Here is a 14,187-nt window from a genome sequence, read left to right on the forward strand (position 1 = left end):
CCCGGGTTCTCCGGTGGTTACGCCTACGTCGCGCCGGCGGATCGCGAAGAATGGGCGCGCGCGGGCAACCGGATCTTCTCCCGGTTCGAGGACCACTGGATGCCCTTCGAGGCGGTCGACACGGAGGATCTCGGCCGGCTGTGCGGCTCCCTGCATACGATCTTCCTGCTTCTCGCGGACCAGGACGTCGCCGCCGCGGTTCCGCTCATCAACGACCTGCTGGCGGCCTTTCCGGCGAGCCCCCACATCTCGACCGCGGCGCCATGGTCGCTCCACTATCACGATCACTCCCTGCCTCCGGTCGCCGCCTGGCAGATCGGCTGTGCGGCGGCTCTCGGCTCCTTCATCTCCTCGGGGGCATGGCAGTACATCGGACGGTGCGAAGCGGAGCGCTGCGACCGGGTATTCATCGACGACACGAAGAACCGCTCTCGGCGGTTCTGCTCCCAGCGCTGCCAGAATCGCGCCAAGGTCCGCGCCTACCGCCTCAGGGCCGTCCTCTGACCGGTGGCGCGTCTGCCGGCGGCCGCCGGTGACGGCCGTGAGGCATCCATCGGGCTCGGTGGTGGACAGCTCTGTCGCCTGACCCTGCCGCCCCATGTAACCGTCTAAGGCCCTAGCAGAAGTTACTTTGTGGCAATGTTTGCGCAATTGGGGGGAAACCTCCCTGGCGGAGTCTGTACTGGACAGCGCAACGGGGCGGCCGGATTCGAGTCGAACGGGCACCATGACCATTTCACCTGCGACACCCATGACGGGGCTCTCCGAACTGACCGTCGAGAGCGTGACGCGCGTCTTCGGCAGCGCGTCGGGGCGCCAGGAGACGATCGCGCTGCGGGAGGCATCGTTCACCGCCCGGCCGGGGGAGTTCCTGTCGATCATCGGACCGAGCGGGTGCGGCAAGAGCACCCTGTTCAACATCATCGCCGGTCTCGACACCCCGACCAGCGGCAGCGTCGCCATCAACGGATCGTCCATCGTCGGACAGCAGGGTCACGTCGGCTACCTGCTGCAGAAGGACCTGCTGCTGCCGTGGCGCAGCGTGCTCAACAACGTGGTCATCGGCATGGAGATCGCCGGCGTCAGCAAAGCCAAGGCGCGTCAGATCGCGATACCGCTGCTCGAGGCGTACGGGCTCGGGGAGTTCATGAACCATCGACCGGATCAGCTCTCCGGCGGGATGCGGCAGCGCGCCGCGCTCCTGCGCACGGTGCTGTTCAACCGGGACGTCATCCTGCTCGACGAGCCATTCGGCAAACTCGACGCGCAGACCAGGGCGACCATGCAGGAGTGGCTGCTCGACCTGTGGGACGACTTCCAGAAGACGGTGGTCTTCGTCACCCACGACATCGACGAGGCCATCTACCTCTCGGACCGGGTGATCGTGATGTCACCCCGCCCCGGCCGGATCATCGCCGATCTCCCCGTTGAGATCGAGCGTCCACGCAAGCCCGGCGTCGTGACGTCCCGCGAGTTCATCACGATGAAGGCGGAGATCCTCGCCCTGCTCCATCCAGCCAACCACTCGGAGGTCACCCAGTGAGCACCACAACGCAGGCCACCCGCGCCAGAATCACCCCGACGGCACCGCTCGTGGCGACGTCCATGGACGAGCTCTCGGTGCTTCCCCGTCGCGGGGTCCGCATCCGCAGGCGCAGCCTGTTCCCGCAGGAACCGGCCAGCTGGAAGATCGCCGTCGTCGCGGGGTCGATCGTCGTCGCCGTCTTCCTGGCGTGGGAGCTGCTCGCCGACGCCGGGGTGATCCCGGTCTTCTTCTGGTCGAAACCGAGCCTGGTGTGGCAGTCGGCGCTGACGAACGCGACCAAGGGGTCCATGTGGTCGGACACGGCGTACACCTTCACCTCGACCATCCTCGGATTCCTCATCGGGGTCGTCGGCGGGTCGGTGATCGGGCTCTCGTTCTGGTGGTCCCGCTTCTACGCCAGGACCGCGGAGCCGCTGATCATCGCCGTGGAGGCGATGCCGAAGCTCGCGCTCGCGCCGATGATCGTCCTCGCCCTGGGCATCGGGATCGGCTCGAAGATCGCCATGGCGACCGCGCTCGTGATCATCATCCAGATCCTCAACACGGAGAGCGCGGTCAGGTCGATCGACCGCGACCTGCAGACCCTGCTCTATTCGCTGGGCGCGAGCCGCTGGCAGGTGTTCCGCAAGGTCATCGTGCCCGCCACCCTGCCGTCCATCATCGCCAGCTTCCGCGTCAGCATCGGTCTTGCACTCACCGGCGCGATTGTCGGCGAGTACATCGGCTCCCAGCAGGGCCTCGGCAAGATGATCCAGTTCGCCGCGGCGAGCTTCGACATCTCCCTCATCTGGGTGGGCGTCTTCACCCTCGCGATCATGTCCTTCCTCCTCTACCTCGCCGTGCTCGTCGTCCAGCGCCTGCTGCTTCGCCTCTTGCACGGTTGATTTCCCGCACAGCACCGTTCCTTCCCGCACCGCACAGCCCACAAGCCGCATTCCTTAGGAGAACTCCGTGAAAAAACACCTCATCGCGCTCGCAACCGTCGCGGCAGCGGCACTCGCACTCACCGGGTGCGCCGGGGGAGGGAGTTCGTCAGGCAGCGACGGGACGGCCAAGCCGGCCGCCACGTCGATCGTCATCGCCGAACCGGTCCACGGGATCGGCTATCTCCCGCTCTACGCCGCGATGGACAACGGCTACTTCGCCGACGAGGGACTCACCGTGAAGATCACCACGCTGACCGGGGGCGCCCACGTCAACGCCGTGCTCAGCGGAAGCGCCTGGGGCTTCATCGGGGGTGCAGAGTCCGCGGCCATCGCCAACGCCAAGGGTGCCCACCTCGTGGCGGTCGCGGGGGTCGTCTCGCGGGCCAACGTCTACTGGGTCGCGGCCAAGAACGTCAAGATTGACCCCGACGACATCGCCGGCTCGATCAAGGGGCTGCGGATCGCCGTCGGACGACACGGCGGATCCCCGGAGATCGACTCCCTCTACGCGCTCCAGAAGATGGGCCTCGACCCCCAGAAGGACATGCAGCTCATCAACAACGACGTCAGCGGATCGGAACTCTCGCTCGTCAAGTCCGGACAGGCGGACCTCGCGGTCAGCTCGGAGCCGATCATCGGCCAGGGGATCACCCAGGGGGTCTGGGGCGAGCCATTCGTCAACCTCCCCAAGCAACTCGGCGAGTTCGCCTACTCGGACATCGTCACCTCGAAGGACAACGTGCAGAAGGATCCGAAGACCGTGAAGGCGTTCAACGCCGCCCTGGCCAAGGGCATGGACTACGTGATGAAGAACAAGGCAGGCACCGAGAAGATCGCGGCCAAGGAGTTCCCGACCATGAAGGCCGACGTCATCAAGTCGACCCTCGATCGCACCTACGCGGACAAGTTCTGGACGGGCGTCGGCATCTCGGATGCCGGCCTCAACCTCGACCTGGACGTCGCCCGCAAGGCCGGCCTGCTGCTCGACAGCGCGAACCCGGCCACCCCGAAGAACCTGCTCGACCTCTCCTACCTCCCGTAACCCATCGCTCGACGAAGAAAGAAGAATTCCATGTCAGCACTTCCGTTCCGTTACGACCCCGCCCACACCGCCCTGATCATCGTCGACGTGCAGAACGACTTCTGCCACCCGGAGGGATCGCTCGGCAAGGTCGGCAACGACACCTCCGCCGCGGTCGAGATGGTGCCGCGGCTCGTGAAGCTGATCGATACGGCCAGGGAGGTCGGTCTGCCGGTGATCTTCATCCAGACGATCCACGACGAGACCAACGACACCCCGCAGTGGCTGAACCGTCACAGCGACGCGGAGCCGGGGAACGAGCGGCCGGGCATCACCTGCCGTACCGGCTCCTGGGGCGGCGAGTTCTACGGCGTCGAGCCGTTGCCGAACGAGAACATCGTGATCAAGTACCGCTACTCGGCCTTCATCGGCACCAACCTGAACATCGTGCTCACCACCCTCGGGATCAAGTCGCTCCTGTTCACCGGCGTCGCGACCGACGTCTGTGTCGAGTCCAGCCTGCGGGACGGCCTGTTCGCCGAGTACTACGTGTCGCTCGTCGAGGACTGCGCGGCCACCTACAGCCAGGAGGCGCACGACGCCTCGGTCCGAGGAGTCGCCAGGAACTTCGGAACGGTCGTGACGAGCGACTACCTGACCTCGCTCTGGCAGTCGGCGCCCGCGCTGGCGACCGTCTGATCGCGCCGGGAGGTCTCGCTGTGTCAGCATCCATCCCCCCGCAGGCCCCGATGCCGGCCGAGCACCGGCCGCGCATCGCGGTCTTCTCCGGGCCGACCGCGACGATCCAGAACAGCGAGCCTCTCGTCACGAGCAACAGCGCCAGGAGGAAGTACGGCCTGCCGCTGAGGAGGCTCCCGGACGGCAGCCTCCCGAGGCACGACGTCGTCCGGATGCAGCGCCTCGCCGCGCCGGTCACGGTCTACATCGAGGCCTTCAGCGCGCATCCGCTCGAGGCCGATGTGTCGGAGCTCTACGCGCCGCCCGACGGCTACATCACGGCCGCCGGCGACTTCGTGCCGGAGCGCGACAACGACGAGGACGTGCCGGTGTACGAGGCGACCATCGGTCCGGACGACGGACTGTTCCAGCTTCCGTACCTCGCCAGGACCAGGGAGGGCACGGCCTGGGAGCAGGAGGGGCTCGAACGGCTCGGCGGGGGAGCGGAGACCAGGCAGACCTTCTACCCGGATGCCTCGCGGGTCTTCGAGGAGATCGACCGGTTCGGACTCGACGCGAGCGGTCTCAACAACATCCTGTCGGCGAGGGGCGAATACGACTTCTACCGCGCGGCGCCCTCCGGCGGGTATCTGAGCGGGCTGTCGGAGGGCCGCCGGACGGACGTGGGCGAGGGCGAGATCCCCGCCGAGGTCCGGGGAGAGGACTTCTATTCCTACGGTCCGCCGCATCTGGCTCACGGACCGGCGATGCCGACGCTGGCCAGGCTGACCAACACGGTGCAGACGGCGCTGGACTCCGGCCGTTACGAGGGGGCGATCTGGCTGGAGGGCAGCCCGGCGGTCGAGGAGACCGCCTACTGGCTCGGCCTGCTCATCGACACCACCGTGCCGATCTCCTGCAATGCCTCGCAGCGGCCGCACGGCGCCATCGGCAATGACGGCGACCGCAACATCGTCGACAGCGTCGACTACATCCGCTCGCGCATCTGGGCGGGGGCGGACGGTTCCGACGCGGTCGGGGCGGTGCTCGTGCAGGACGAGCAGATCTTCGCGGCGCGCGACGCGCAGAAGGCGGATGCCCGTCCAGGCGGCTACGTCGCGACCGGCGGTCACGGCGGCATCATCGGCACCATCGGTGCTCCCGGCGATCCCATGCTGACCTATTGGCCGGCCAAGGCCCATACCCACCTCTCCGAGGTCAACATCCGTCGTCTTCCCGGCACCACCACCGGGGTGCGCCGGCGGGACGGAGCGCTCGCCGTGGTCGATGTGCCGGTCAAGGCCATCGACGGCACCCTCCTGATCGGGGCGATCCCCAAGGTCACCATCGTCAAATATGCCAGATATGGCATGGACGACTACTCGGACGATGCCGGGCTGCAGGTGGAGATCCTCGCCCGCATCGAACGGAATCTCGAGACCTCGCCGCTGGCCGGTTTTGTGCTTGAGGGCAATGCGCCGTTCGGTCGGGGTGACGAGTCGGAGATGGCCGCTCTGCGGCTGGCGGTCGCGCATGGCATGCCCGTCGTGCGCACCTCCCGCGGCAACGCGGAGGGGATGGTCGCCCGCATTCCCGGAGAGGTCTTCATCGCGGGCAGCACTCTGACCTCCACCAAGGCCAGGCTGCTGCTCATGGCGTGCCTGCTCCGTTTCGGAAGCCTGCCGCCTGCCGCCGACCCGCGGCATCCCACCGAGGGGGAGTGGGACGCGATCCGCGCTCGCCTCGCCGACTATCAGGCGGTGTTCGACACCCACTGAAACGGCCGGGACTCGAGCGAGATCGGTCGGGCGTTTTCCGCGCGCCGGCGACGATGGACAATGGAAGTACGAACACCATGACGAATTTATTAACACAGCGGCCCGGCGAATGACGAGCACCAGGCAGGCCTCCACTCCCCTTCCCGCCCGCTACACCCATAAGTACCTCGTTCTCGCGATCTGCTGCCTGAGCCTGTTCATCGTGTCGATGGACGCGACCGTGGTCAACGTGGCCCTTCCCTCGATCGGCGCCGAATTCCACTCGACCATCTCCGGGCTGCAGTGGACGATCGACGCGTACACCCTCGTGCTCGCGAGCCTGCTCATGCTCTCCGGCTCCACCGCGGACAGGCTGGGGCGGCGCAGGACCTTCCAGCTCGGGCTGGTGCTGTTCGGCATCGGGTCGCTGCTCTGCAGCACGGCGCCCACGGTCGGATGGCTCGTGGTCTTCCGGATGGTTCAGGCGGTGGGCGGCTCCATGCTCAACCCGGTCGCCATGTCGATCATCACGGCGACCTTCACCGATCGCAAGCAGCGCGCCCGTGCCGTCGGCGTCTGGAGCGCCGTCGTCGGTGTCTCCCTGGGGCTCGGGCCGCTGATCGGCGGGACCCTGACCGACACGATCGGCTGGAGGGCGATCTTCTGGATCAACGTCCCCGTCGGTGCGATCGCCATCCTGCTCACGGCGCTGTTCGTGCCGGAATCGAAGGCGGCGAGGGTGCGGCGCTTCGATCCGATCGGGCAGGGGCTGGTCATCCTGCTGCTCGCCACCTTCGTCGGTGGTCTCATCGAGGGTCCGAACCTCGGCTGGGTCTCCGTCGGCAGCATCGGCCTGTTCTCCGTCGCGGTCGTGTCCCTGATCGGGCTGCTGCTCTACGAGCGTCGCAGGCGCGAGCCGCTCGTCGACATCCGCTTCTTCCACAGCGTGCCGTTCTCCTCCGCGGTGCTGACCGCGATCTTCGCGTTCGCCAGCAACGGCGCCTTCCTGTTCCTCGTCGCGCTGTATCTGCAGGAGATACGGGGGCTGACCCCCTTCCAGGCCGGCCTGCATACCCTCCCGCTCGCCGGCGCCCAGCTCATCTTCGCTCCGTTGTCCGGCCGGCTCGTCGCCGCCTTCGGGACGAGGACACCGCTGGTCCTGTCGGGCATCACCCTCGGCGCGGGAGCGGCGATGCTGACGACGATGAGCGCGGAGACCCCGATGCTCTTCCTCCTGATCGCCTTCGCGGTGTTCGGCATCGGGCTCGGGTTGGTCAACGCGCCGATCACGAACACGGCCGTCTCCGGGATGCCGGCCGCCCAGCTCGGCTCGGCGACGGCCGTGGCCTCCACGAGCCGTCAGATCGGCGTCTCCCTCGGCGTCGCGGTCGCGGGCACGCTGACCGGCACGAGCGGCCTCGCCAGGGTCGGGGCGGGTTTCCCCGCGGCCACCCACGCCATGTGGTGGACGATCGTCGGAATGGCCGCGGCCATCCTCGTCCTCGCCCTGGTCGCCAACGGTGTCTGGGGACGGCGCAGTGCGGAGCGGATCGCTCCTCTGCTCGCGGACCCGGTCACCGACGGCGGTGTGCGGACGCCCACGCCCGTATCGGTCGCTGTCGGCCCCTCAGACGACGGCGGACCTTCCGGACCCTCCGGGTTGAGGGATGCCCCGGGAGACGCCGCCTAAACCTCGGCCCGCTGCGCGCCGCGCGGTCACCCGGTCTCGTCCCAGCGCGCATAACTCCTGCAGCTTCCCGGCGACGCTTGCGGAGGCGCCGGATCTTCGGGGATCCCTCGGCCTCCGCGGAAAAACTGCAGGAGTTATGCGCACCGGCCCGGTTGACGTGCCTGCCGGCGGACCGGGCTCAGGCGGCGATGTCCGCGATCAGGCTGATCGCCCGGTGGTCGGAGGCGCCGGCGGGAAGCACGTCGACTCGATCGATGCGGAAGCCGCTTGAGGTGACGAAGTCGAAGTATCCGGTAAAGAACTTGTACCTGGCGTAGGTCGGTTCCGTGGTGCGGATCAGCTCGTAGCCGGAGGTGCGCAGGCGCCGCTGGAGCCCGGCGATGAACCACGGATAGTTGAAGTCGCCGACCATCAGCGCGGGCAGACCCTCGGCCAGGGAACGCATGCCGGTGTGGGCCGCGGCGATCTGTTTGCGACGCAGTGAATTGGACGCGGTGAGCGGCGCCCCGTGGAAGTCGCCGACCAGTAGTTCGCGCCCGGTGGCCTTGACCACCAGATGAGCGGCGAGGAGGCGCTCGTTCGCCGGCGCCAGCACACGATCATGCCAGGACTTGTCGAGGGCGAACACGTCGGTGGCCCTGACGGTGTAGTCCCGATCCCGGTAGTAGATGGCCAGACCCAGCCGGTTCGTCTTGGTGGAATCGGCGAGGCTCAGGTGACCGAGACGGTCGGGAAGGGCCTCGCTGTCGCACTCCTGCAGACACAGCACATCCATGTCGTGGTCCTCCGCAAGCGCGACGAGCTCCCCGCTGGCCGCATGCTTGCGCAGGTTGTAACTGACGACTCTCACTGGTATTTCCTTACGCTTGGCATTATCAGCGTAGACCGATGTCGAGGGCGCTCCCTGTCAGGTGGCGCTGTCAGACGTCGCTGAGCTCCTCCGCGGGGTTGGCGACCGCCGTCTCGACGTGGATGTACTTGCCACCGGCGGACAGCGACGCGATCGCACCGATGACCGACATCGCGGCGGCGACGATGAACACGATCACGAGTCCGGCGTGGAACGGCTCGGAAATCAGCTGGGGGAAAAACGTCTTGCCGGTGAGTGCGGCCGCGTCACCCGGCGACAGCGATTTCAGCACCCCGGTCGGACCGAGGATCGAGGCGATCGGGTTGTAGCCGAGGAAGGCGGCGAACAGGCTGCCGACCGGGGGAGTCGCCGCGATCTGGCCGGCCACGGCAGTGCCGACGCCGTGTGCGGTGAGGCCGCTCCGCATCGCGTTCGGAAGCGTGCTGGCAAGTCCCGCGATCATGAGAGAGAAGAAGATGCCGATCGAGAGCGAGTTGCCGGCGTTCTGGAAGGTGCCGGTCATGCCGGAGGCGGCCCCTCGCTGATTCGCCGGGACGCTGTTCATGATGGCAGTCCGGTTCGGCGCGGCGAACAGCCCGGATCCCACTCCGTTCAGGAAGGTGATGAGTGCGAACAGCCAGTAGGAGAAGTCGACCGGGATCAAGAGGAGGGCGACGAAGGTCACGGCCACGAGCAGCAGTCCTCCCGTGGCGAAACCACGTGCCCCGAAGCGGTCGGAGAGCGATCCGGAGACCGGTCCGGAGACGAGGAACCCGATGGTCAGCGGCAGCAGGTAGATGCCCGCCCACAGCGGGGTGCTCTCGTAGGAGTATCCGTGGAGGGGCAGCCAGATGCCCTGCAGCCAGATGATGAGCATGAACTGCAGGCCGCCGCGGCTGATCGAGGCGAGGAGCCCCGCGAAGTTGCCCCAGGCGAATGCCCGAATGCGGAACAGCCGCATGTTGAACATCGGATCCTTGGTGCGCAGTTCGAGGAAGACGAAACCGATGAGGACGATCACGCCGCCGACGATCCCGGCGAGCACCCAGGGGTTCATCCATCCGGTCGAGCTGTCGCCGTAGGGCTGGATGCCGTAGGTGATGCCGGTGAGCAGGGCGACGAGCCCGACGGCGAAGACGATGTTGCCCGGCCAGTCGACCTTCCCCGTCGATCTGGTCCCCACCTCGTGCAGCGACTTGTACGACCAGATCGTGCCGAGGATGCCGAAGGGGACGCTCACGATGAAGACCGCGCGCCAGTCGACCTCCGCCAGCACACCGCCGATGATGAGCCCGAGGAAGGTCCCCGCGATGCCGGCGACCTGGTTGATGCCGAGGGCGAACCCGCGGCGTTCCGTTGGGAACGCGTCGGTGAGGATGGCGGTCGAATTGGCGAAGAGCATGGAACCGCCCACCGCCTGCACGATGCGCCACCCGATGAGCCACATCGCGCCGGCTCCAGAGGTGAAGGGATCGAAGACGAGCAGGATCGCCGAGATCGTGAAGATCACGAAACCGAGGTTGTAGATGCGCACCCTGCCGTAGAGGTCCCCGAGGCGCCCGAAGCTCACGACGAGCACGGCGGTCACCAGGATGTAGCCGGTGAGCATCCAGAGCAGGTAGCTGACGTTGCCCGGCTCGAGGGGGTTGAGCTTGATGCCGGTGAAGATGGCCGGGAGCGAGATGAGCACGATCGACCCGTTGATGGTGGCCATGAGGATGCCAAGGGTGGTGTTGCTCAGGGCGATCCACTTGTAGTTCGGGTGGTCCTTGTTGAACATCCCCGTGCGGGCGCGAACGACTCTCTCAGCCACGATTGCCTCCGGTAACCGGGCTCCTCGTTGAGCTCCACATGATTAGTTGTTGTGTAGCAACTATATCGGCGGCTCGCGTCCGTGCCGACATGATGATTGGATCGGATCGTGGACAGCTTCTCGCATCTCCGGTCGGCGTGCAGCGGATGACACCGGGCATCCCTCTTCCGCCCCTGCGCGACCCCGTGCGGACGATCGGCTCCCGCCGCTTCGACTTCTCCCGTCAGATCGCGGTCATGGCGATCGTGAACCGCACCCCGGACTCGTTCTTCGACCGGGGGAGTACCTTCGCGCTCGACCGGGCGATCGCGGCCGCCCTCCGAGCGGCGGAGGAGGGCGCCGACTGGGTCGACATCGGGGGAGTCCCGTTCAAACCCGGGCCGGAGCTGCCCCTCAGCGACGAGCTCGACCGGGTCATCCCGGTGATCGAGGCCGTCGCCGCCCAATCCGACGTGGTCATCTCCGTCGACACCTTCCGGCCGGAGGTGGCCGCCGCGGCGATCCGGGCGGGAGCCGCCGTGATCAACGACACCACCGGCCTCCACGATCCGCGCCTCGCCGAGGTGGTCGCGGACAGCGAGGCCACGCTCGTCATCGCCCACAGCCTCGCGGAACCGCGGCGGGAACATCCGCGGCCGACCTACCGCGACGTCGCGGGCGAGGTCGCCGCCCTCCTCCGTGCCAGGGTGGACCTCGCGGTCTCCCGTGGGGTGCCGGAGAGGCGGATCGTGGTCGATCCCGGCCACGATCTCAACAAGAACACCGTGCAGAGCCTGGAGCTGACCCGCCGTCTCACCGAGATCACCGCCATCGGCCTGCCGGTGCTCGTCGCCGTGTCGAACAAGGACTTCGTCGGGGAGAGCATCGGGCGCGAGACCGCCGGGCGGCTCGAGGGCTCGATAGCGGCGGCGACCGTGTGCGCGATGCTCGGCGTCAGGATCGTGCGGATGCACGACGTCACGGCCTCGGTCGACGCGATGCGGATGGTCGAGGCCGTCCTCGGCTGGCGCGAGCCCGCCCACCCCATCCACAACCTGTAGCGGAGCATCCATGCCAGACGACGAGATCGAACGGATTTTCCCTCCCGCGGCGGGCGATGGCCCGCTCAGCGATGAGCAGCTGCTCGAGCTGTACTCGCCCGGCGGGAGCACCCGTCCGATGGTCCGCGCGAACTTCGTGTCGAGCATCGACGGCTCGGCGACGGCCTTCGGGTTGTCCGGCCGGCTCGGGGCGCCCGCGGACAAACGGGTCTTCGATCTGCTGCGCAGGCTCTGCGACGTGATCCTGGTCGGCGCGGGCACGGTCCGTGCCGAGGGGTACGGGGCGATGCGCCTCGGCCACGACGCCGAATCCTGGCGCCTGGCGCATGGCCTCGCGGCGCAACCGGCCTTCGCGATCGTGACTCGGAGTCTGAGACTCGATCCGTCGAGCGCCGTCTTCGCCGACGCGCCCGTGCGTCCGCTGGTCCTCACGGGTGCGTCCGCGGACCCGGAGCGACGCGCAAGCCTGTCGGCGGTGGCCGAGATCCTCGACTGCGGCGAGACGACGGTCGACATGGGGACGATGGTCGAGAGACTCGCCGCCAGGGGGCTGACGCGGATCCACTGCGAGGGCGGCCCCAGCCTGCTCGGCGACCTGGTGAGCGCCGACGTCCTCGACGAGCTCTGCCTGACCATCAGCCCGTCCCTCGAGGGCGGTGCGGGGGCACGGATCTCCCGGGCGACCTCCCCGATGGAGCTGCGACGGATGACCCTCGACCACGTGCTGCTCTCCGGCAGCATGATGCTCACGCGATATTCGCGGCGCCGCGGTTAGTCCGGGCCCTCGTCCGCGGTTTCCGTACCTCCCTTCTCCGGCGGAGTTAACATGGATGAGCTACAGAAAGTAGAGGTCCGGTCGATGACCACCGCTCCGCCGACCGCCCTTCGCGGTCCCATTACCGACACCGAGATCCTGGAGATCCGCGAGGACTTCCCGATCCTGAAGGCCCGCGTGAACGGGCATCCCCTGGCCTATCTGGACTCCGGGGCCACCTCCCAGAGACCACTTGCGGTTCTCGACGCGGAGCGCGACTTCTCCGAACACCACAATGCCGCCGTTCATCGCGGCGCTCACACCCTGGCGGCGCTCGCCACCGAGAGCTTCGAGGATGCGCGGGCGACGGTGGCCCGGTTCATCGGCGCGCAGGAGGACGAGGTCGTCTGGACGTCGAATGCGACGGAGGGCATCAACCTGGTCGCCTACGCGATCTCCAACGCCAGCCTCGGTCGCGGCGGCGAGGCCTCCGCCGCGCTGAGGATCGGGCCGGGCGACGAGATCGTGGTCACCGAGATGGAGCATCACGCGAATCTCATCCCCTGGCAGGAGCTTGCGGCGCGCACCGGGGCGACCCTGCGCTTCATCCCGATCGACGACGAGGGCGCACTCCGGCTCGACCTGCTCGACCAGATCGTCACCGATCGGACGAGGGTGCTCGCGTTCACCCACGTCTCCAACGTCCTCGGTTCGATCACCCCCGTCGGCCGGCTCGTCGCGCGCGCCAGGGAGGTCGGGGCACTCGTGGTGCTCGACGCCTGCCAGTCCGTGCCCCATCTCGGGATCGACGTCGCGGCCCTCGATGTGGACTTCGCGGTATTCTCCGGGCACAAGATGCTCGGGCCGACGGGAATCGGCGTGCTCTACGGGCGCAGCGCCCTGCTGAACGCCCTGCCGCCGTTCCTGACCGGCGGATCCATGATCACCACGGTGACGATGGAGACGGCGGAGTTCCTGCCCGCCCCGCAGCGGTTCGAGGCGGGAACGCAACGGGTGTCCCAGGTCGTCGCGCTCGCCGCAGCGGTGGACTACCTCACGGCCATCGGCCTCTCCCGGATCGCCGAGCACGAGGCGGTCCTCGGCCGCCGCCTGGTCGAGGGCCTCTCGGCGATCGAGGGGGTGCGGGTGCTCGGTCCGGCCGCCGGGCGACCGCGGGTCGGGCTCGCCAGCTTCGACGTCGCGGGCATCCATTCGCACGACGTCGGCCAGTTCCTCGATGACCAGGGCATCGCCGTGCGGGTCGGACATCACTGCGCCCAGCCGCTCCACAGGAGGCTGGGGATCACCTCGAGCACCAGGGCGAGCTCCTACCTGTACACGACGACGGACGAGGTCGACCGGCTGATCGCCGGTGTCGAGCAGGCCAGGACATTCTTCGGGGTGAACTCGTGAGCTCCGAGCTGGAGGGCCTCTACCAGCAGGTGATTCTCGATCATGCGCGCAGGCCGCACGGCTTCGGCCTCGTCCCCGGTGCCACGTCGCAGTCGCATCAGATCAATCCCACCTGCGGGGACGAGATCACTCTCGAGCTGCACGTCGAACCCGGCAGCGACATCGTGACGGCGATGCGCTGGGAGGGTCATGGCTGTGCCATCTCCCAGGCATCCGCCTCCCTTCTGACCGACGTGGCCGACGGCCTGACGACAACGGAACTGAGCCGACGCATCGACTCCTTCCGCCTCGCCATGCGTTCGCGGGGAACGATCGAACCCGACGAGGACCTGCTGGGCGACGCCGTTGTGCTCGGTGGGGTGTCCCGTTATGCCGGACGGGTCAAATGCGCCATGCTGGCCTGGGTGGCCGCGGAACACGCGATCGCTCAGGCCGCGGCCTGAGGCGGATCGTCCTGCCCGCTCGTGCCGTCGATGCGCGAAGGTCACCGCCGTTCGTTTTGTTCACGTTGTTAAGAGAGAATCCAGCTATGTCCAAGAAAATCGATGAGGCTCTCAAACGGCTGATCAAGGCGCTCGAGAAACACGCGGATGCCGTGGGCGACTCGCACGTGTCGCTGAAGAAGTCCGAGAGGGCCGCCGTCCGGCTGCAGGCCGCCGCCGGCGCGTACGCCCAGGCCGTCTACGTGAAGAGCGGCCT

Annotated in this window: 13 protein-coding genes; 11 read left to right on the forward strand and 2 right to left on the reverse strand. The window is 67.6% G+C overall.

The genetic code is table 11. The annotated features are described in order from the left end of the window. The 7 genes from VGC18_RS08565 to VGC18_RS08595 form a co-directional block, all read left to right on the forward strand. Window positions 1–504 (forward strand): CGNR zinc finger domain-containing protein (locus VGC18_RS08565; RefSeq protein WP_331096281.1); only part of this gene is annotated, 504 nt, incomplete at its 5' end. A gap of 223 nt (window positions 505–727) precedes the next feature. Then, the gene (locus VGC18_RS08570; protein WP_331096283.1) at window positions 728–1,543 is read left to right on the forward strand and encodes an ABC transporter ATP-binding protein; all 816 of its coding nucleotides are present in this window, start codon (window positions 728–730) and stop codon (window positions 1,541–1,543) included. Further along, entirely contained in the window at window positions 1,540–2,430 is an 891-nt protein-coding gene (locus VGC18_RS08575; RefSeq protein ID WP_331096285.1) for an ABC transporter permease, read from the forward strand. Before VGC18_RS08570 ends, VGC18_RS08575 begins: the two co-directional genes overlap by 4 nt. A gap of 67 nt (window positions 2,431–2,497) precedes the next feature. Beyond that, entirely contained in the window at window positions 2,498–3,514 is a 1,017-nt protein-coding gene (locus VGC18_RS08580) for an ABC transporter substrate-binding protein (protein WP_331096287.1), read from the forward strand. A gap of 30 nt (window positions 3,515–3,544) precedes the next feature. Beyond that, a complete protein-coding gene (locus tag VGC18_RS08585) occupies window positions 3,545–4,192 on the forward strand; it encodes an isochorismatase family cysteine hydrolase (RefSeq protein ID WP_331096290.1) in 648 nt (215 codons plus the stop codon). 20 nt (window positions 4,193–4,212) lie between these two features. Further along, entirely contained in the window at window positions 4,213–5,949 is a 1,737-nt protein-coding gene (locus VGC18_RS08590) for an asparaginase domain-containing protein (RefSeq protein WP_331096292.1), read from the forward strand. A 109-nt stretch (window positions 5,950–6,058) separates the two neighbouring features. Beyond that, entirely contained in the window at window positions 6,059–7,618 is a 1,560-nt protein-coding gene (locus VGC18_RS08595; RefSeq protein WP_331096294.1) for a DHA2 family efflux MFS transporter permease subunit, read from the forward strand. 178 nt (window positions 7,619–7,796) lie between these two features. Here the strand turns inward: VGC18_RS08595 and VGC18_RS08600 are convergent, their stop codons facing one another. Together VGC18_RS08600 and VGC18_RS08605 are read right to left on the reverse strand one after the other, a co-directional pair. Then, window positions 7,797–8,468, reverse strand: coding sequence for an endonuclease/exonuclease/phosphatase family protein (locus VGC18_RS08600; RefSeq protein WP_331096296.1), 672 nt, complete (start codon window positions 8,466–8,468; stop codon window positions 7,797–7,799). A 70-nt stretch (window positions 8,469–8,538) separates the two neighbouring features. After that, window positions 8,539–10,281, reverse strand: coding sequence for an MFS transporter (locus tag VGC18_RS08605; protein WP_331096298.1), 1,743 nt, complete (start codon window positions 10,279–10,281; stop codon window positions 8,539–8,541). A gap of 92 nt (window positions 10,282–10,373) precedes the next feature. Here VGC18_RS08605 and folP point away from each other — a divergent pair, with 92 nt between their 5' ends. The 4 genes from folP to sufU all read left to right on the forward strand — a co-directional run bounded on the left by folP (window position 10,374) and on the right by sufU (window position 13,931). Then, window positions 10,374–11,321 carry a dihydropteroate synthase gene (gene folP / locus VGC18_RS08610; RefSeq protein WP_414672870.1) on the forward strand — a complete coding sequence of 316 codons (948 nt, stop codon included), beginning with the start codon at window positions 10,374–10,376 and terminating at the stop codon, window positions 11,319–11,321. Window positions 11,322–11,331: 10 nt separating this feature from the next. Continuing rightward, a complete protein-coding gene (locus VGC18_RS08615) occupies window positions 11,332–12,096 on the forward strand; it encodes a pyrimidine reductase family protein (RefSeq protein WP_331096300.1) in 765 nt (254 codons plus the stop codon). 84 nt (window positions 12,097–12,180) lie between these two features. After that, window positions 12,181–13,488 (forward strand): cysteine desulfurase, encoded by a 1,308-nt coding sequence (locus tag VGC18_RS08620; protein WP_331096302.1) that lies wholly within the window; start codon window positions 12,181–12,183, stop codon window positions 13,486–13,488. Further along, window positions 13,485–13,931 carry a Fe-S cluster assembly sulfur transfer protein SufU gene (gene sufU, locus VGC18_RS08625; RefSeq protein ID WP_331096304.1) on the forward strand — a complete coding sequence of 149 codons (447 nt, stop codon included), beginning with the start codon at window positions 13,485–13,487 and terminating at the stop codon, window positions 13,929–13,931. Before VGC18_RS08620 ends, sufU begins: the two co-directional genes overlap by 4 nt. Window positions 13,932–14,187: the final 256 nt, after the last annotated feature.

This window comes from Lacisediminihabitans sp., assembly GCF_036404185.1.
Lineage (GTDB): Bacteria > Actinomycetota > Actinomycetes > Actinomycetales > Microbacteriaceae > Lacisediminihabitans.